Here is a 17,473-nt window from a genome sequence, read left to right as displayed (position 1 = left end):
TTGAGGAAGAATAAAGATGTTCGGAAAATTATCACTTGATGCAGTCCCGTTCCATGAACCTATCGTCATGGTTACGATCGCTGCCATTATTTTGGGAGGTCTGGCGCTCGTTGGCCTGATCACTTACTTCGGTAAGTGGACCTACCTGTGGAAAGAGTGGCTGACCTCCGTCGACCATAAACGCCTTGGTATCATGTATATCATCGTGGCAATTGTGATGCTGCTGCGTGGTTTTGCTGACGCCATTATGATGCGTAGCCAGCAGGCTCTTGCCTCAGCGGGCGAAGCGGGCTTCCTGCCGCCTCACCACTACGATCAGATCTTCACCGCGCACGGCGTGATTATGATCTTCTTCGTGGCGATGCCTTTCGTTATCGGTCTGATGAACCTGGTGGTTCCGCTGCAGATCGGCGCGCGTGACGTTGCGTTCCCGTTCCTCAACAACTTAAGCTTCTGGTTTACCGTTGTTGGTGTGATTCTGGTTAACGTTTCTCTCGGCGTGGGCGAGTTTGCGCAGACCGGCTGGCTGGCCTATCCACCGCTATCGGGAATAGAGTACAGTCCGGGGGTCGGTGTCGATTACTGGATATGGAGTCTCCAGCTATCCGGTATTGGTACGACGCTAACTGGTATCAACTTCTTCGTTACCATTCTGAAGATGCGCGCACCGGGCATGACCATGTTCAAGATGCCAGTATTTACCTGGGCATCATTGTGCGCAAACATTCTGATTATTGCTTCCTTCCCAATTCTGACGGTTACCGTCGCGTTGTTGACCCTGGATCGCTATCTGGGCACCCATTTCTTTACCAACGATATGGGTGGCAACATGATGATGTACATCAACCTGATTTGGGCATGGGGACATCCGGAAGTTTACATCCTGATCCTGCCTGTTTTCGGTGTGTTCTCCGAAATTGCGGCAACCTTCTCGCGTAAACGTCTGTTTGGTTATACCTCGCTGGTATGGGCAACCGTCTGTATCACCGTGCTGTCGTTCATCGTCTGGCTGCACCACTTCTTTACGATGGGTGCGGGCGCGAACGTAAACGCCTTCTTTGGTATCACCACAATGATTATCGCCATCCCGACCGGGGTGAAGATCTTCAACTGGCTGTTCACCATGTATCAGGGTCGCATCGTGTTCCATTCCGCGATGCTGTGGACCATCGGTTTTATCGTCACCTTCTCGGTGGGCGGTATGACTGGCGTGCTGCTGGCAGTACCGGGCGCGGACTTCGTTCTGCATAACAGCCTGTTCCTGATTGCGCACTTCCATAACGTGATCATCGGCGGCGTGGTCTTCGGCTGCTTCGCAGGGATGACCTACTGGTGGCCTAAAGCGTTCGGTTTCAAACTGAACGAAACCTGGGGTAAACGCGCGTTCTGGTTCTGGATCATCGGCTTCTTCGTTGCCTTTATGCCGCTGTATGCGCTGGGCTTTATGGGTATGACCCGTCGTTTGAGCCAGCAGATTGACCCGCAGTTCCACACTATGCTGATGATTGCAGCCAGCGGTGCGGTACTGATTGCGCTGGGTATTCTCTGCCTCGTGATTCAGATGTACGTTTCTATTCGCGACCGCGACCAGAACCGTGATCTGACTGGCGACCCGTGGGGTGGCCGTACGCTGGAGTGGGCAACCTCTTCCCCGCCTCCGTTCTATAACTTTGCCGTTGTGCCGCACGTTCACGAGCGTGATGCATTCTGGGAAATGAAAGAGAAAGGCGAAGCGTACAAAAAGCCTGACCACTATGAAGAAATTCATATGCCGAAAAACAGCGGCGCCGGTATTGTCATTGCGGCTTTCTCCACCATCTTCGGTTTCGCCATGATCTGGCATATCTGGTGGCTGGCGATTGTTGGCTTCGCAGGCATGATCATCACCTGGATCGTGAAAAGCTTCGACGAGGACGTGGATTACTACGTGCCGGTGGCAGAAATCGAAAAACTGGAAAACCAGCATTTCGATGAGATTACTAAGGCAGGGCTGAAAAATGGCAACTGATACTTTGACGCACGCGACTGCCCACGCGCACGAACACGGGCACCACGATGCAGGCGGAACCAAAATCTTCGGATTCTGGATCTACCTGATGAGCGACTGCATTCTGTTCTCCATCTTGTTTGCTACCTATGCCGTTCTGGTGAACGGCACCGCAGGCGGCCCGACAGGTAAGGACATTTTCGAACTGCCGTTCGTTCTGGTTGAAACCTTCTTGCTGTTGTTCAGCTCCATCACCTACGGCATGGCGGCTATCGCCATGTACAAAAACAACAAAAGCCAGGTTATCTCCTGGCTGGCGTTGACCTGGTTGTTTGGTGCCGGATTTATCGGGATGGAACTCTATGAATTCCATCATCTGATTGTTAACGACATGGGTCCGGATCGCAGCGGCTTCCTGTCAGCGTTCTTTGCGCTGGTCGGGACACACGGTCTGCACGTCACTTCCGGTCTTATCTGGATGGCGGTGCTGATGGTGCAAATCGCCCGTCGTGGCCTGACCAGCACTAACCGTACCCGCATCATGTGTCTGAGCCTGTTCTGGCACTTCCTGGATGTGGTGTGGATCTGTGTGTTCACTGTTGTTTATCTGATGGGGGCGATGTAATGAGTCATTCTAACGTGAGCGGCGGCGCATCCCATGGCAGCGTAAAAACCTATATGACAGGGTTTATCCTGTCGATCATTCTGACGGTGATTCCGTTCTGGATGGTGATGTCAGGTTCTGCCTCTCCGGCCGTAATTCTGGGAACAATCCTGGCAATGGCAGTGGTACAGGTTCTGGTGCATCTGGTGTGCTTCCTGCACATGAATACTAAATCAGATGAAGGCTGGAACATGACGGCGTTTGTCTTCACCGTGCTAATCATCGCGATTCTGGTTGTAGGCTCCATCTGGATCATGTGGAACCTCAACTACAACATGATGATGCACTAAGAGCGGCGGTTATGATGTTTAAGCAATACCTGCAAGTAACGAAACCAGGCATCATCTTTGGCAACCTGATCTCGGTGATTGGGGGATTCCTGCTGGCCTCAAAGGGCAGCATTGATTATCCCCTGTTTATCTACACGCTGGTTGGGGTGTCACTGGTTGTGGCGTCGGGTTGTGTGTTTAACAACTACATCGACAGGGATATCGACAGAAAGATGGAAAGGACGAAGAATCGGGTGCTGGTTAAAGGCCTGATCTCTCCTGCTGTCTCGCTGGTGTACGCCACCTTGCTGGGTATTGCTGGCTTTATGCTGCTGTGGTTTGGCGCGAATCCGCTGGCCTGCTGGCTGGGGGTGATGGGCTTTGTGGTGTATGTCGGCGTTTATAGCCTGTACATGAAACGCCACTCTGTCTACGGCACGTTGATTGGTTCGCTTTCCGGCGCTGCGCCGCCGGTGATCGGCTACTGTGCGGTGACAGGCGACTTCGATAGCGGCGCTGCAATCCTGCTGGCTATCTTCAGCCTGTGGCAAATGCCCCACTCTTATGCCATCGCCATTTTCCGCTTCAAGGATTATCAGGCGGCGAACATTCCGGTACTGCCGGTGGTGAAAGGCATTTCAGTGGCGAAGAATCACATCACGCTGTATATCATCGCCTTTGCTGTTGCCACGCTAATGCTCTCTCTTGGCGGTTACGCTGGATACAAATATCTGGTGGTCGCTGCGGCAGTCAGCGTCTGGTGGTTAGGTATGGCCCTGCGTGGTTATAAAGTTGCTGATGACCGAATCTGGGCGCGCAAGCTATTCGGCTTCTCTATCATCGCCATCACTGCCCTCTCGGTAATGATGTCAGTTGATTTTATGGTGCCAGACTCGCATACGCTGCTGGCTGGCGTTTGGTAACTGCGACTTCCCTGTTAAAAAAGGTGCTACGGCACCTTTTTTCTTAGCATTAGAAACATATCCCTCACGAAATATTTACTAAAAAATCCGCATGTTTACCCCATTCGTTTGCCGCTTTACACTAGTCGCGAATTTAAAACAGAGGTGGTAATGAACGATTATAAAATGACGCCAGGCGAGCGGCGCGCGACCTGGGGTTTAGGAACCGTATTTTCATTGCGTATGCTGGGCATGTTTATGGTTCTGCCGGTTCTGACCACGTACGGCATGGCTCTGCAAGGCGCCAGTGAAGCGTTGATCGGTATTGCGATTGGCATTTATGGTCTGACTCAGGCCGTTTTTCAGATTCCATTTGGCCTGCTTTCCGACCGCATAGGCCGCAAACCGCTTATCGTTGGCGGGTTAGCTGTGTTCGTCGCGGGTAGCGTGATTGCCGCGCTTTCCGACTCCATCTGGGGGATCATTCTGGGTCGTGCGTTACAAGGTTCTGGCGCCATAGCCGCAGCCGTTATGGCGCTACTTTCTGATCTGACTCGCGAACAAAACCGTACCAAAGCGATGGCATTTATCGGCGTCAGTTTTGGCATTACCTTCGCCATTGCGATGGTGCTTGGCCCGATCATCACTCACAAACTTGGGCTACATGCGCTATTCTGGATGATCGCTATTCTGGCAACGACCGGCATTGCGTTGACCATTTGGGTTGTGCCTAACAGCCGCACGCACGTACTTAATCGTGAGTCCGGGATGGTGAAAGGCAGTTTCAGTAAAGTGCTGGCGGAACCACGCCTGCTGAAACTCAACTTCGGCATTATGTGTCTGCACATGTTGCTGATGTCGACGTTTGTTGCCCTGCCAGGGCAACTGGCTGGCGCGGGTTTTCCGGCAGCTGAACACTGGAAGGTCTATCTGGCGACGATGTTAATCGCCTTTGGCTCGGTTGTGCCTTTCATTATCTACGCCGAAGTTAAGCGCAAAATGAAACAGGTCTTTATCTTCTGCGTCGGGCTGATCGTCATTGCGGAAATCGTGTTGTGGAACGCACAAACGCAGTTCTGGCAGTTAGTGGTCGGCGTGCAGCTTTTCTTTGTGGCGTTTAACCTGATGGAAGCCCTCCTGCCTTCACTTATCAGTAAAGAGTCGCCAGCAGGTTACAAAGGCACGGCGATGGGTGTTTACTCCACCAGCCAGTTTCTTGGCGTGGCGATTGGCGGTTCTCTGGGCGGCTGGATTGACGGCATGTTTGACGGTCAGGGGGTTTTTCTGGCAGGTGCAATACTGGCGGCGGTGTGGCTGGCGGTCGCCAGTACGATGAAAGAACCGCCGTATGTCAGCAGCTTGCGCATTGAAATCCCGGCTGAAGTTGCCGCAAATGATTTGTTAAAAGTTCGTTTACTGGAAACGGCTGGCGTCAAAGAAGTGTTGATTGCAGAAGAAGAACATTCGGCTTACGTGAAAATCGACAGCAAAGTGACAAATCGCTTTGAGGTTGAACAGGCAATTCGCCAGGCATAAAAACGAGGCTAAATTGCCTGATGCGCTACGCTTATCAGGCCTACAAAGTTGTTGTAATCTTTTGAAATCACAAACTTTTGCAGGCCAGTTAAGGCGATCATGCCGCATCCGGCATGAACAGAGCGCACGTTATCGAGATTAATCGCGGAAGTTTTTGAACTGGAACGGCTGGCCGAGATCGCCACCGCGTACCATCGCCATAACAGCCTGCAAATCATCACGGGATTTACCGGTCACACGGATCTCATCACCCTGAATTTGCGCCTGCACTTTCAGTTTGCTGTCTTTGATCATCTTGACGATTTTCTTCTGGGTCGCACTCTCAATGCCCTGCTTCAGCTTCGCTTCCACAAACCAGGTTTTACCGCTATGAACGATATTTTCCGGTACATCCAGCGAACTGCCTTCAATGCCGCGTTTCAGCAGTTTGGCACGCAGAATATCCAGCAACTGATTGACCTGGAAATCGGACTCACTCAGCACTTTGATAGTTTTGTTAGCGTCGTTCAGCTCAAACGACGCTTCAACGTTACGGAAGTCAAAACGAGACTCTACTTCGCGACTCGCGTTATCGACCGCGTTACGCGCTTCCTGAAGATCAACTTCAGAGACAATATCGAAAGATGGCATCTTTTTCTCTCCCTTCATTTTTGATGCGAAGCATAATACCTGCAAAGTTAAATAACAGACAGTCCTGCGCCAGGACGTATCCCTTAATTGTGCATAGTCACAACACCATGCACAATTAAGGGATAGCCTTATTGAACACCCGGTGTGGTTGCGGGTGAGGAGGAACAATGAAAATTACCGTATTGGGATGCGGTGCCTTAGGGCAATTATGGCTTACAGCATTTTGCAAACAAGGTCACGAGGTTCAGGGCTGGCTGCGCGTACCGCAACCTTATTGTAGCGTGAATCTGGTGGAGACAGACGGTTCGATATTTAACGAATCGCTGACCGCCAATGATCCTGATTTTCTGGCCACCAGCGATCTACTCCTGGTGACGCTGAAAGCCTGGCAGGTATCTGATGCCGTCAAAAGCCTGGCGTCGACGCTACCTGTAACCACGCCAATTCTGCTGATCCACAACGGCATGGGCACCATTGAAGAGTTACAGAATATCGGGCAACCGTTACTGATGGGCACGACCACCCATGCAGCGCGCCGCGACGGCAACGTCATCATTCACGTGGCAAACGGTATCACACATATCGGCCCGGCACGGCAACAGGACGGTGATTACAGTTATCTGGCGGATATTTTGCAAACCGTGTTGCCTGACGTTGCCTGGCATAACAATATTCGCGCCGAGCTGTGGCGCAAGCTGGCGGTAAACTGTGTGATTAATCCGCTCACTGCCATCTGGAATTGCCCGAACGGTGAATTACGTCATCACCCGCAAGAGATTATGCAGATATGCGAAGAAGTCGCGGCGGTGATCGAACGCGAAGGGCATCATACTTCAGCGGAAGATTTACGTGATTACGTGATGCAGGTGATTGATGCCACAGCAGAAAACATTTCGTCGATGTTGCAGGACATCCGCGCAATGCGCCATACAGAAATCGACTATATCAATGGTTTTCTCTTACGCCGCGCCCGCGCGCATGGGATTGCTGTACCGGAAAACACCCGCCTGTTTGAAATGGTAAAAAGAAAGGAGAGTGAATATGAGCGCATCGGCACTGGTCTGCCTCGCCCCTGGTAGTGAAGAGACTGAAGCGGTCACCACCATCGACCTGTTGGTTCGCGGTGGTATTAATGTCACCACTGCCAGCGTCGCCAGCGATGGCAACCTGGCAATTACCTGCTCGCGCGGCGTGAAGCTGCTGGCGGATGCGCCGCTGGTCGAAGTGGCGGATGGCGAATATGACGTGATCGTGCTGCCTGGCGGCATTAAAGGCGCGGAGTGTTTTCGCGATAGCACCCTGCTGGTCGAAACTGTTAAACAGTTCCACCGTTCCGGGCGTATCGTTGCCGCTATTTGCGCCACACCAGCTATCGTGCTGGTGCCGCACGATATCTTCCCGATTGGCAATATGACCGGCTTCCCAACGCTGAAAGACAAAATTCCCGCTGAACAATGGCAGGACAAGCGCGTCGTCTGGGATGCACGGGTAAAACTGTTGACCAGTCAGGGACCGGGCACGGCTATTGATTTTGGTCTGAAAATTATTGACCTGCTGGTTGGGCGCGAGAAAGCCCATGAGGTGGCATCACAACTAGTGATGGCGGCAGGGATTTATAATTATTACGAGTAGTGTCGGATGCGGCAAACGTCGCATCTGACCAGATGCGACGTAAAAACCACAAATTACGGGCGATACACCTTCACATTGTTAAAGCCCTGCTCGCGCAGATAGAGCGCCTGCAGACGGCTCATCACCCCGCGCTCACACCACAACAGCCAGGTTTTGTTCTGGTCGAGATCGCCAAATTTGGTGCTCAGTTTATAGAACGGCAGAGAAACCACGTCGATCCCTTCGACTTTCAACGGCTTATCTTCCTGTTCATCGATAGAGCGAATATCGAGGATCACGTCGTTCGGGCCGAAGCCATTGACGGTTTCCACTTCCACCACTTCCTGCTCGGTCTGCTGAGCGATTTCGCGGATATCAACGTTATTCGCTTCCTCAACTACTTTGTCGAGAATGCTGAAGTCGAACTTCTCTTCTTCCGCTTCAATCTTCGATTTAACCGCTTTCACCGTCGGGCTTTTGGAGATCACACCGCAATATTCCGGCATCGTGCGGGCAAAGTCTTCGGTGCCAATCTGACGAGCCAGGTTGATGATGTGCTCTTTGTCGTAAGAGATCAGCGGACGCAGGATCAGCGTATCAGAGACGTTATCAATCAGGCGCAGGTTGGTCAGCGTCTGGCTGGACACCTGGCCCAGCGCCTCGCCGGTGACCAGCGCCTGTACGCCATAACGTTCAGCCACTTTAGACGCGGCACGCACCATCATACGTTTGAGGATAACGCCCATCTGACCGTCGTCGATTTTCTCAAGAATCTCCCCGACGACCGGCTCGAAGTTAATCGCAACAAAACGCACGCGGTGAGAGCTGCCAAAACGGTTCCACAGATAATGCGCCACCTGACGAACGCCGATTTCGTGCGCCGCGCCGCCGAGATTAAAGAAGCAGTAATGCACGCGGCAGCCGCGACGCATCAACATATAGCTGGAAACACCGGAGTCGAAACCGCCGGAGATCAGCGACAGCACATCTTCCTGGGTGCCGATCGGGAAACCGCCAATACCTTCGTAGCGGCCTTTGATCAGCAGGAGACGATCGTCCTCAACTTCCAGATGGACAGTCACATCCGGATTGGTCAGCTTCACGCGCGCGGACTCAATATGCTGATTTAAACCGCCGCCGACGTAACGTTCCACATCAATCGAGCTAAAATCATGTTTGCCACGGCGCTTCACGCGTACACAGAAGGTTTTACCTTCCAGCTGATCGCGATACTGAACCAACGCTTTCTCAAAAATATCGTGCATGTCAGTAAACGGCACGTCTTCGACTTCGAGAATATGGTGGATACCCGGAATACGGGTCAGGGCATCGCGAATGGCCAGACGCTGATTTTCATCTTTTGCGCGAACTTCGATGTTATCCCAGTGGCGGACGACAGCGAGCGTCTCATCATAGTGCTTTAAAACGTTACGAATATTCCCGGTAAGGATTTTTATAAAGCGCAAGCGCACAGATTGGCTCTTGATGGTGATTTCCGGGAACAATTTAATGATAAACTTCATGGCGGCAATGGTTCGTTGGCAAGTCTTAAGCGACTTGTATAGGGAAAAATACAGCAGCCCACACCTGCGGCTGCATCCAGGCGCGGAAGTATACCACTAACATCGCTTTGCTGCGCACATCACCTTACCATTGCGCGTTATTTGCTATTTGCCCTGAGTCCGTTACCATGGCGGGGCGTAAAATATTGAGAGTCAGACATTCATTATGCCGAAGAAAAATGAGGCGCCCGCCAGCTTTGAAAAGGCGCTAAGCGAGCTGGAACAGATTGTGACCCGTCTGGAAAGTGGCGACCTGCCGCTGGAAGAGGCACTGAACGAGTTCGAACGTGGCGTGCAGCTGGCACGTCAAGGGCAGGCCAAATTACAACAAGCCGAACAGCGCGTACAAATCCTGCTGTCTGACAACGAAGACGCCTCTCCTACACCTTTTACACCGGACAATGAGTAATGGACTTTCCGCAGCAACTCGAAGCCTGTGTTAAGCAGGCCAACCAGGCGCTGAGCCGTTTTATCGCCCCACTGCCCTTTCAGAACACTCCCGTGGTAGAAACCATGCAGTATGGCGCATTATTAGGTGGTAAGCGCCTGCGACCGTTCCTGGTTTATGCTACTGGTCAAATGCTCGGCGTTAGCATGAGCACGTTAGACGCACCCGCTGCCGCCGTAGAGTGTATCCACGCTTACTCATTAATTCATGATGATTTACCGGCAATGGATGATGACGATCTGCGTCGCGGGTTGCCGACCTGCCATGTGAAGTTTGGCGAAGCGAACGCAATTCTTGCTGGCGATGCTTTACAAACGCTGGCGTTTTCGATTTTAAGCGATGCCGATATGCCGGAAGTATCAGATCGCGACAGAATTGCGATGATTTCTGAACTGGCAAATGCCAGCGGTATTGCCGGAATGTGCGGCGGTCAGGCATTAGATTTAGACGCAGAAGGCAAACACATACCTCTGGAGGCGCTTGAGCGTATTCATCGCCATAAAACCGGCGCATTGATTCGCGCCGCCGTTCGCCTTGGTGCATTAAGCGCCGGAGATAAAGGACGAAATGCACTGCCTATACTCGACAAGTATGCAGAGAGCATCGGCCTTGCCTTCCAGGTTCAGGATGACATCCTGGATGTGGTGGGAGATACTGCAACGTTGGGTAAACGCCAGGGTGCCGACCAGCAACTTGGCAAAAGTACCTACCCTGCACTTCTGGGTCTTGAGCAAGCCCGGAAGAAAGCCCGGGATCTGATCGACGATGCCCGTCAGTCGCTGAAACAACTGGCTGAACAGTCACTCGATACCTCGGCACTGGAAGCGCTAGCGGACTACATCATCCAGCGTAATAAATAAACAATAAGTATTAATAGGCCCCTGATGAGTTTTGATATTGCCAAATACCCGACCCTGGCACTGGTCGACTCCACCCAGGAGTTACGACTGTTGCCAAAAGAGAGTTTACCGAAACTCTGCGACGAACTGCGCCGCTATTTACTCGACAGCGTGAGCCGTTCCAGCGGGCACTTCGCCTCCGGGCTGGGCACGGTCGAACTGACCGTGGCGCTGCACTATGTCTACAACACTCCTTTTGACCAATTGATTTGGGATGTGGGGCATCAGGCTTATCCGCATAAAATTTTGACCGGACGCCGCGACAAAATCGGCACCATCCGTCAGAAAGGCGGCCTGCATCCGTTCCCGTGGCGCGGCGAAAGCGAATATGACGTATTAAGCGTCGGGCATTCATCAACCTCCATCAGTGCCGGAATTGGTATTGCGGTTGCTGCCGAGAAAGAAGGCAAAAATCGCCGCACCGTCTGTGTCATTGGCGATGGCGCGATTACCGCTGGCATGGCGTTTGAAGCAATGAACCATGCGGGTGATATCCGTCCTGATATGCTGGTTGTCCTTAACGACAATGAAATGTCGATTTCCGAAAATGTCGGCGCGCTCAACAACCATCTGGCGCAGCTACTTTCTGGTAAGCTTTACTCTTCACTGCGCGAAGGCGGGAAAAAAGTTTTCTCTGGCGTGCCACCCATTAAAGAGCTGCTCAAACGTACCGAAGAACATATTAAAGGCATGGTAGTGCCTGGCACGTTGTTTGAAGAGCTGGGCTTTAACTACATCGGCCCGGTGGACGGTCACGATGTGCTGGGGCTAATCACTACGCTTAAGAACATGCGCGACCTGAAAGGCCCACAGTTCCTGCATATCATGACTAAAAAAGGTCGTGGTTATGAACCGGCAGAAAAAGACCCTATCACCTTCCACGCCGTGCCTAAATTTGATCCCTCCAGCGGTTGTTTGCCGAAAAGTAGCGGCGGTTTGCCGAGCTATTCAAAAATCTTTGGCGACTGGTTGTGCGAAACCGCAGCGAAAGACAACAAGCTGATGGCGATTACTCCGGCGATGCGTGAAGGTTCTGGCATGGTCGAATTCTCACGTAAATTCCCGGATCGCTATTTTGATGTGGCAATCGCTGAGCAACACGCAGTGACCTTTGCTGCGGGTCTGGCGATTGGGGGGTACAAACCAATCGTGGCGATCTACTCCACCTTCCTGCAACGCGCCTATGATCAGGTACTGCATGACGTGGCGATTCAAAAGCTACCGGTTCTGTTCGCCATCGACCGCGCGGGCATTGTTGGTGCTGACGGTCAAACCCATCAGGGCGCGTTTGATCTCTCTTACCTGCGCTGCATTCCGGAAATGGTCATTATGACCCCGAGCGATGAAAACGAATGTCGCCAAATGCTCCATACCGGCTATCACTATAACGAGGGGCCGTCAGCGGTGCGCTACCCGCGCGGCAATGCCGTCGGCGTGGAGCTGACGCCGCTGGAAAAACTGCCGATTGGCAAAGGCATCGTGAAGCGTCGTGGTGAAAAGCTAGCGATCCTCAACTTTGGTACGCTAATGCCAGAAGCGGCGAAAGTCGCCGAATCGCTGAACGCTACGCTGGTCGATATGCGTTTTGTGAAGCCGCTTGATGAAGCGTTAATTCTGGAAATGGCCGCCAGCCATGAGGCGCTGGTCACCGTTGAAGAAAACGCCATTATGGGCGGCGCGGGCAGTGGCGTGAACGAAGTGCTGATGGCTCATCGTAAACCGGTGCCGGTACTGAACATTGGCCTGCCGGACTTCTTTATTCCGCAAGGAACTCAGGAAGAAATGCGCGCCGAGCTCGGCCTCGATGCCGCCGGAATGGAAGCCAAAATCAAGGCCTGGCTGGCATAATCCCTACTCCACTCCTGCTATGCTTAAGAAATTATTCATGGCAGGAGTGGCAGCATGCAATACAACCCCTTAGGAAAAACCGACCTTCGCATTTCCCGACTTTGCCTTGGCTGTATGACCTTTGGCGAGCCAGATCGCGGTAATCACGCATGGACACTGCCGGAAGAGAGCAGCCGTCCAATCATCAAACGTGCGCTGGAAGGCGGCATAAATTTCTTTGATACCGCCAACAGCTATTCTGACGGCAGCAGCGAAGAGATAGTCGGTCGCGCATTGCGGGATTTCGCCCGCCGTGAAGACGTGGTCGTTGCCACCAAAGTGTTCCATCGTGTCGGTGATTTGCCAGAAGGATTATCCCGCGCACAAATTTTGCGCTCTATTGACGACAGCCTGCGCCGTCTCGGCATGGATTATGTTGATATCCTGCAAATTCATCGCTGGGATTACAACACGCCGATCGAAGAGACGCTGGAAGCCCTGAACGACGTGGTAAAAGCCGGGAAAGCGCGTTATATCGGCGCGTCATCCATGCACGCCTCGCAGTTTGCTCAGGCTCTGGAGCTGCAAAAACAGCACGGCTGGGCGCAGTTTGTCAGTATGCAGGATCACTACAATCTGATTTATCGCGAAGAAGAACGCGAGATGCTGCCGCTATGTTATCAGGAGGGCGTCGCGGTGATCCCGTGGAGCCCGCTGGCGCGGGGACGTCTGACTCGTCCGTGGGGAGAAACCACCGCACGATTAGTTTCCGATGAAGTAGGAAAAAATCTCTACAACGAAAGCGACGAAAATGACGCGCAGATTGCAGAACGATTAACGGGCGTGAGTGAAGAATTGGGGGCTACGCGAGCACAAGTGGCGCTGGCGTGGCTATTGAGCAAACCGGGCATTGCCGCGCCGATTATCGGAACTTCGCGGGAAGAACAGCTTGATGAGTTGCTGAACGCGGTGGATATCACGCTAAAACCAGAGCAGATTGCCGAACTGGAAACGCCGTATAAACCCCATCCGATAGTAGGATTTAAATAGATATCCAGGCCTGATAAGGCGTTCACGTCGTATCAGGCATCGGCGCGCAACCGCCGGATGCGGCGTGAACGCCTTATTCGGCCTACGACAGAATACCCATCGGCCAGTGATGGCCGATAAAATAGAGTATTCCAGCGGAAATCACCCCAGCGACAATATCATCGATCATGATCCCCATGCCGCCATGCACATTGCGATCAAACCAGCGGATCGGCCACGGTTTCCACATATCCAGAATACGGAAAATCACAAACCCGGCGGCAACCCACTGCCAGTCATTGGTCGGCAGCGCCATCAGGGTGATCCACATGCCAATAAATTCGTCCCAGACGATACTGCCGTGATCGTGCACGCCCATATCTTTCGCCGTCTGATGGCAAAGATAGACACCGATACAGATCCCCAGCATCACCACCAGCGAATAGAGCTGCCAGGGCAAAAAGGTCATCAGATACCAGAACGGAATCGCCGCCAGCGAGCCCATCGTACCAGGGACAATCGGACTTAACCCACTCCCGAACCCCGTAGCCAATAAGTGCCACGGGTTACTCATTTTCAGGCGACTTTTCGCGACATCTTTATGGCGTGGCAAAATGGTCATATCCTTTCCAGTCTAACGTGACAGGTTCGCCGTCACGAATAAAACAAAGCCCTTCGATATCGGCGGTCATTTGCCCGATACAGGTAAACGGTACGCCCAGGTGTCCGAGAGCCACATCCAGCGCGCCACGGTTAAGTTCTGGTACAGTGAAACACAACTCGTAATCTTCACCGCCAGACAGCACCCAACGCAGCGCCTGTTCCGGTTCGACATGACGTGAAAGTGCATCAGAGAATGGCAACAACGCCAGATCAATACGTGCGCCGCAGTCGCTGGCTTTCACGATATGGCCGAGGTCGGAGATCAGACCGTCAGAGAGATCGATAGCTGAATTTGCCAGATCGCGCAATGCCTGCCCCTGTAAAATACGCGGCGACGGACGGAGATGACGTTTGATTAAATACTCCGCATCTTTAGCATCGGCAACCTGCAAACGATTTTGCAAAATCGCCAGCCCGGCGGCGCTATCGCCCGGCGTACCGGTCACGTAAATCCAGTCGCCCGGCTTAGCACCAGAGCGCGTTAAGGCGCGTCCCATCGGAACAAAGCCGTGGATACCCAACGTCATCGCCAGCGGTCCACGCGTGGTATCGCCGCCAATGAGTTGCATATCGTAATAATTAAGCAGATCGAAAAGACTGTCGCTGAAAGATTCAAGCCACGCTTCGTCTACGTTCGGTAAAGTCAATGCCAACGTCAACCAGGCCGGATCAGCGCCCATCGCCGCCAGATCGCTTAAGTTTACTGCCAGTGCTTTATACGCCAGATCCGCAGGATCGATATCAGGGAGGAAGTGGTTGCCCGCCACCAGCGTATCGGTACTGATCGCCAGGGTCTGTTTCTCGGGGATATTGAGAAGTGCACAATCGTCACCGATGCCAAGTTCGACATCAAGACGAGAGCTTCTTACACGGTCAAAATAACGGGCAATCAGGGAGAACTCGCCACATGCCATACGTTATGCCTCAGCAGGTAAAAAAGAAAAGGCCGGAGAGTACGGAAATGCTTTCCGTTACTCTGCCGGCCTGGATATCACTTTTTGTTAGGGCGAATCACAGGTGCTGCTTTATCGAGTACGCCGTTGACGAACTTATGGCTGTCTTCTGCGCCGAACGATTTCGCCAGTTCGATCGCTTCGTTAATGGCCACTTTATACGGCACATCGCTACGTTTAGACAGCTCGTACAGCGCAATGCGTAGTACTGCTTTTTCTACCTGGCCCAGCTCTTCCAGCAGGCGCGAAAGATATGGCTTCATCAGTCCGTCGAGGTATGCGGTGTTAGTCGCCACCCCGGCCAGCAGCTCACGGAAGTACAGGACGTCAACGTCTTTTACATCCTGTTCAGCCAGGAACTGGTATTCAACATCAGCGATGTCGTTCTGGGACAACTGCCAGGAGTAGAGCGCCTGGACGGCACACTCACGAGCGCGGCGACGAGCAGCAGGTTTCACGGATTTCCCCTTACTAATTTCAGGCCTTGATGGCTTTCAATACATTAATCATTTCAAGCGCGGTCAGTGCAGCTTCTGCACCTTTGTTACCAGCTTTGGTGCCAGCACGTTCGATCGCTTGTTCAATGCTTTCAGTGGTCAGAACCCCAAAAGCAACCGGAATTTCGCTGTCCTGGGCAACATGCGCCAGGCCGTTGCTTGCACCACCAGCGACGTATTCAAAGTGGGCAGTGCCACCACGAATAACCGTACCCAGCGCGATCACCGCATCGTATTTACCGGTTTTAGCCAGTGCACCAGCCGCCAGCGGCAGCTCATAGGCACCTGGCACCCAAACAACGGTAATGTTTTCATCTTTTACCTGACCAATACGTTTCAGTGCGTCAATCGCACCTTCCAGCAGGCTGTCATTGATAAAGTTGTTGAAACGCGCAATGGTGATGGCGACGCGAGCGTCCGGGGTAGCAACGTTAGCTTCAATAATGTTCATTTTTTTCCTTCGGGTTCGAGTATGGCCCCGCAGGGGGGCGGATTTTAGCATAATATTTCGTGCGCTGCTTCCCTTTCGAGCCGGGAGATCATGCACCCACTAAATGCAGGCAAACATCCGGGCCTACATGACGTATCTCTTTGAATTTAAATTGGGGGGCGTCAGCTAATTTCTCAAGCCCTGGCAGCGTACATAATCCACGGGCGTCGCTACCTAAAAGTTTAGGTGCGATATAGACAATCAGCTCATCGACTAAACCAGCCTGTAGCAGTGCGCCAGCGAGCGTTGGCCCCGCCTCTACCCACACACTATTAATTTGTTGCTTGCCCAGTTGCATCATCAGCACAACCAAATCCAGATAACCTTTATGTTCCGGGATCAGCAAAGTGCGCACTGTTTCCGGCCACTCGCGGGTGTCATCCTGCGTTCGGGCAAACCAGGTCTCGCCTGGCTGCTGCACGATGCGGTGTTCCGGCGTCACGCGATTCTGACTGTCAATGACGATGCGTACCGGCTGGCGGAGATTTTGTTGCGGATAGAGCGCCTGAGTTTGTTCATCCAGTTCAGACCAACGCACCGTTAAGGCCGGATCGTCCGCCAGCACCGTGGCGCTACTGGTTAAAATGGCATGACTTTGCGCACGCAGACGTTGTACATCGCGCCGCGCCTGAGGCGAAGTGATCCACTGGCTCTCACCGCTCGCCATCGCCGTGCGACCATCAAGCGATGCGCCAAGTTTTAACTGGATATAAGGAAAGCCAGTGCGCATCCGCTTGAGAAAGCCTTTATTCAATTGCTCGGCTTCACTCATCATCAGCCCGTGGCTGACGTCAATGCCAGCCTGTTGCAGACGGTAAAGTCCACGTCCAGCGACCTGCGGGTTCGGATCCTGCATCGCAGCGACCACGCGCGCTACGCCAGCGGCGATGAGTGCGTCACAGCACGGCGGCGTTCGACCATGATGACTGCAAGGTTCGAGTGTGACATAGGCGGTCGCACCTTTGGCTTTTTCACCCGCCATACGCAACGCGTGTACTTCGGCATGTGGTTCACCCGCACGGTGATGGTAACCTTCGCCGACAATTTCACCATCTTTCACAATGACACACCCAACATTTGGGTTTGGGTGAGTAGTGAAACGTCCTCGTTGCGCCAGCTTTAGCGCCCGCGCCATGTAATACTCGTCCTGCACGGTTTAATCCTCCAGGCGCGCGATCTCTTCGCCAAATTCTTTGATATCTTCGAAACTGCGATAGACAGAGGCAAAACGGATATAGGCGACTTTATCGAGTTTTTTCAATTGTTCCATCACCAGATTGCCAATCATCTTGCTCGGCACTTCACGCTCACCGGTGGCACGTAGCTGTGACTTTATATGGTTGATCGCCATTTCGACGTCGTCGGAACTTACCGGACGTTTTTCCAGCGCCCGCAACATTCCGCTGCGCAATTTCTCTTCATTAAACGGTTCGCGCACGTCGTTGCTTTTTACAACGCGCGGCATAACCAGTTCCGCCACCTCAAAAGTGGTGAAACGTTCATTAC

19 protein-coding genes are annotated in these 17,473 nt (G+C 52.8%); 11 read left to right on the top strand and 8 right to left on the bottom strand.

Annotation, left to right across the window (positions count from 1 at the left end):
* Nucleotides 1-16: 16 nt before the first annotated feature.
* From cyoB to A7Z06_RS02635, 5 genes are all read left to right on the top strand, one after another.
* On the top strand, nucleotides 17-2,008 hold the full coding sequence (cyoB, locus tag A7Z06_RS02655; RefSeq protein WP_000467154.1) for a cytochrome o ubiquinol oxidase subunit I: 1,992 nt from the start codon (nucleotides 17-19) through the stop codon (nucleotides 2,006-2,008).
* Nucleotides 1,998-2,612, top strand: a complete 615-nt coding sequence (locus tag A7Z06_RS02650; protein WP_000179822.1) for a cytochrome o ubiquinol oxidase subunit III — start codon at nucleotides 1,998-2,000, stop codon at nucleotides 2,610-2,612. Before cyoB ends, A7Z06_RS02650 begins: the two co-directional genes overlap by 11 nt.
* On the top strand, nucleotides 2,612-2,941 hold the full coding sequence (locus A7Z06_RS02645) for a cytochrome o ubiquinol oxidase subunit IV (protein WP_000019801.1): 330 nt from the start codon (nucleotides 2,612-2,614) through the stop codon (nucleotides 2,939-2,941). The genes A7Z06_RS02650 and A7Z06_RS02645 overlap by 1 nt, the downstream gene beginning before the upstream one ends.
* Before the next feature lie 11 nt (nucleotides 2,942-2,952).
* Nucleotides 2,953-3,843, top strand: coding sequence for a heme o synthase (gene cyoE, locus A7Z06_RS02640; RefSeq protein ID WP_000971334.1), 891 nt, complete (start codon nucleotides 2,953-2,955; stop codon nucleotides 3,841-3,843).
* 150 nt (nucleotides 3,844-3,993) lie between these two features.
* Nucleotides 3,994-5,358, top strand: coding sequence for an MFS transporter (locus tag A7Z06_RS02635; protein WP_001000994.1), 1,365 nt, complete (start codon nucleotides 3,994-3,996; stop codon nucleotides 5,356-5,358).
* Between the two features lie 138 nt (nucleotides 5,359-5,496).
* Here A7Z06_RS02635 and yajQ read toward each other — a convergent pair whose 3' ends face one another.
* Nucleotides 5,497-5,988 carry a nucleotide binding protein YajQ gene (gene yajQ, locus A7Z06_RS02630; protein ID WP_001138897.1) on the bottom strand — a complete coding sequence of 164 codons (492 nt, stop codon included), beginning with the start codon at nucleotides 5,986-5,988 and terminating at the stop codon, nucleotides 5,497-5,499.
* Nucleotides 5,989-6,155: 167 nt separating this feature from the next.
* Here yajQ and panE point away from each other — a divergent pair, with 167 nt between their 5' ends.
* On the top strand, nucleotides 6,156-7,067 hold the full coding sequence (panE, locus tag A7Z06_RS02625; protein WP_000705825.1) for a 2-dehydropantoate 2-reductase: 912 nt from the start codon (nucleotides 6,156-6,158) through the stop codon (nucleotides 7,065-7,067).
* Nucleotides 7,030-7,620: a protein deglycase YajL gene (yajL, locus tag A7Z06_RS02620; protein WP_001276330.1), complete on the top strand. Its 591-nt coding sequence runs from the start codon at nucleotides 7,030-7,032 to the stop codon at nucleotides 7,618-7,620. Before panE ends, yajL begins: the two co-directional genes overlap by 38 nt.
* A gap of 53 nt (nucleotides 7,621-7,673) precedes the next feature.
* Here yajL and A7Z06_RS02615 read toward each other — a convergent pair whose 3' ends face one another.
* Nucleotides 7,674-9,122 (bottom strand): tRNA 4-thiouridine(8) synthase ThiI, encoded by a 1,449-nt coding sequence (locus tag A7Z06_RS02615; RefSeq protein WP_000668662.1) that lies wholly within the window; start codon nucleotides 9,120-9,122, stop codon nucleotides 7,674-7,676.
* A 205-nt stretch (nucleotides 9,123-9,327) separates the two neighbouring features.
* Between A7Z06_RS02615 and xseB the strand changes: the two genes are divergently transcribed.
* From xseB to yajO, 4 genes are read left to right on the top strand one after another with little or no spacing between them, the layout of a single operon-like run.
* Nucleotides 9,328-9,570 carry an exodeoxyribonuclease VII small subunit gene (gene xseB / locus A7Z06_RS02610; protein WP_001124936.1) on the top strand — a complete coding sequence of 81 codons (243 nt, stop codon included), beginning with the start codon at nucleotides 9,328-9,330 and terminating at the stop codon, nucleotides 9,568-9,570.
* A complete protein-coding gene (gene ispA / locus A7Z06_RS02605; RefSeq protein WP_000347245.1) occupies nucleotides 9,570-10,469 on the top strand; it encodes a (2E,6E)-farnesyl diphosphate synthase in 900 nt (299 codons plus the stop codon). The genes xseB and ispA overlap by 1 nt, the downstream gene beginning before the upstream one ends.
* A 24-nt stretch (nucleotides 10,470-10,493) precedes the next feature.
* Nucleotides 10,494-12,356: a 1-deoxy-D-xylulose-5-phosphate synthase gene (dxs, locus tag A7Z06_RS02600; protein WP_000006803.1), complete on the top strand. Its 1,863-nt coding sequence runs from the start codon at nucleotides 10,494-10,496 to the stop codon at nucleotides 12,354-12,356.
* A 54-nt stretch (nucleotides 12,357-12,410) separates the two neighbouring features.
* Nucleotides 12,411-13,385, top strand: coding sequence for a 1-deoxyxylulose-5-phosphate synthase YajO (yajO, locus tag A7Z06_RS02595; RefSeq protein WP_001199775.1), 975 nt, complete (start codon nucleotides 12,411-12,413; stop codon nucleotides 13,383-13,385).
* A gap of 82 nt (nucleotides 13,386-13,467) precedes the next feature.
* Here yajO and pgpA read toward each other — a convergent pair whose 3' ends face one another.
* The 6 genes from pgpA to nrdR all read right to left on the bottom strand — a co-directional run.
* The gene (gene pgpA / locus A7Z06_RS02590) at nucleotides 13,468-13,986 is read right to left on the bottom strand and encodes a phosphatidylglycerophosphatase A (RefSeq protein WP_000154038.1); all 519 of its coding nucleotides are present in this window, start codon (nucleotides 13,984-13,986) and stop codon (nucleotides 13,468-13,470) included.
* On the bottom strand, nucleotides 13,964-14,941 hold the full coding sequence (thiL, locus tag A7Z06_RS02585; protein WP_105279331.1) for a thiamine-phosphate kinase: 978 nt from the start codon (nucleotides 14,939-14,941) through the stop codon (nucleotides 13,964-13,966). Before thiL ends, pgpA begins: the two co-directional genes overlap by 23 nt.
* 77 nt (nucleotides 14,942-15,018) lie before the next feature.
* On the bottom strand, nucleotides 15,019-15,438 hold the full coding sequence (gene nusB / locus A7Z06_RS02580; protein ID WP_000801125.1) for a transcription antitermination factor NusB: 420 nt from the start codon (nucleotides 15,436-15,438) through the stop codon (nucleotides 15,019-15,021).
* Nucleotides 15,439-15,457: 19 nt separating this feature from the next.
* Nucleotides 15,458-15,928 carry a 6,7-dimethyl-8-ribityllumazine synthase gene (gene ribH, locus A7Z06_RS02575; protein ID WP_001021161.1) on the bottom strand — a complete coding sequence of 157 codons (471 nt, stop codon included), beginning with the start codon at nucleotides 15,926-15,928 and terminating at the stop codon, nucleotides 15,458-15,460.
* Between the two features lie 88 nt (nucleotides 15,929-16,016).
* Complete coding sequence (gene ribD, locus A7Z06_RS02570) at nucleotides 16,017-17,120, bottom strand: bifunctional diaminohydroxyphosphoribosylaminopyrimidine deaminase/5-amino-6-(5-phosphoribosylamino)uracil reductase RibD (protein WP_001150412.1); 1,104 nt, start codon at nucleotides 17,118-17,120, stop codon at nucleotides 16,017-16,019.
* A gap of 3 nt (nucleotides 17,121-17,123) precedes the next feature.
* A partial coding sequence (gene nrdR / locus A7Z06_RS02565) for a transcriptional regulator NrdR (RefSeq protein WP_097363765.1) occupies nucleotides 17,124-17,473 on the bottom strand: 350 nt, incomplete at its 5' end.

It is taken from the genome of Escherichia sp. MOD1-EC6819 (assembly GCF_002965765.1).
In the GTDB taxonomy this organism is placed as follows: Bacteria; Pseudomonadota; Gammaproteobacteria; order Enterobacterales; family Enterobacteriaceae; genus Escherichia; species Escherichia ruysiae.
This window is presented reverse-complemented; position numbering and strand designations above follow the sequence as displayed.

Bases quoted from the DNA above. Each gene is read 5' to 3' on its own strand.
- cyoB (WP_000467154.1), top strand. From the start codon at position 17: ATGTTCGGAAAATTATCACTTGATGCAGTCCCGTTCCATGAACCTATC.
- A7Z06_RS02650 (WP_000179822.1), top strand. From the start codon at position 1,998: ATGGCAACTGATACTTTGACGCACGCGACTGCCCACGCGCACGAACAC.
- A7Z06_RS02645 (WP_000019801.1), top strand. From the start codon at position 2,612: ATGAGTCATTCTAACGTGAGCGGCGGCGCATCCCATGGCAGCGTAAAA.
- cyoE (WP_000971334.1), top strand. From the start codon at position 2,953: ATGATGTTTAAGCAATACCTGCAAGTAACGAAACCAGGCATCATCTTT.
- A7Z06_RS02635 (WP_001000994.1), top strand. From the start codon at position 3,994: ATGAACGATTATAAAATGACGCCAGGCGAGCGGCGCGCGACCTGGGGT.
- yajQ (WP_001138897.1), bottom strand. From the start codon at position 5,988: ATGCCATCTTTCGATATTGTCTCTGAAGTTGATCTTCAGGAAGCGCGT.
- panE (WP_000705825.1), top strand. From the start codon at position 6,156: ATGAAAATTACCGTATTGGGATGCGGTGCCTTAGGGCAATTATGGCTT.
- yajL (WP_001276330.1), top strand. From the start codon at position 7,030: ATGAGCGCATCGGCACTGGTCTGCCTCGCCCCTGGTAGTGAAGAGACT.
- A7Z06_RS02615 (WP_000668662.1), bottom strand. From the start codon at position 9,122: ATGAAGTTTATCATTAAATTGTTCCCGGAAATCACCATCAAGAGCCAA.
- xseB (WP_001124936.1), top strand. From the start codon at position 9,328: ATGCCGAAGAAAAATGAGGCGCCCGCCAGCTTTGAAAAGGCGCTAAGC.
- ispA (WP_000347245.1), top strand. From the start codon at position 9,570: ATGGACTTTCCGCAGCAACTCGAAGCCTGTGTTAAGCAGGCCAACCAG.
- dxs (WP_000006803.1), top strand. From the start codon at position 10,494: ATGAGTTTTGATATTGCCAAATACCCGACCCTGGCACTGGTCGACTCC.
- yajO (WP_001199775.1), top strand. From the start codon at position 12,411: ATGCAATACAACCCCTTAGGAAAAACCGACCTTCGCATTTCCCGACTT.
- pgpA (WP_000154038.1), bottom strand. From the start codon at position 13,986: ATGACCATTTTGCCACGCCATAAAGATGTCGCGAAAAGTCGCCTGAAA.
- thiL (WP_105279331.1), bottom strand. From the start codon at position 14,941: ATGGCATGTGGCGAGTTCTCCCTGATTGCCCGTTATTTTGACCGTGTA.
- ribH (WP_001021161.1), bottom strand. From the start codon at position 15,928: ATGAACATTATTGAAGCTAACGTTGCTACCCCGGACGCTCGCGTCGCC.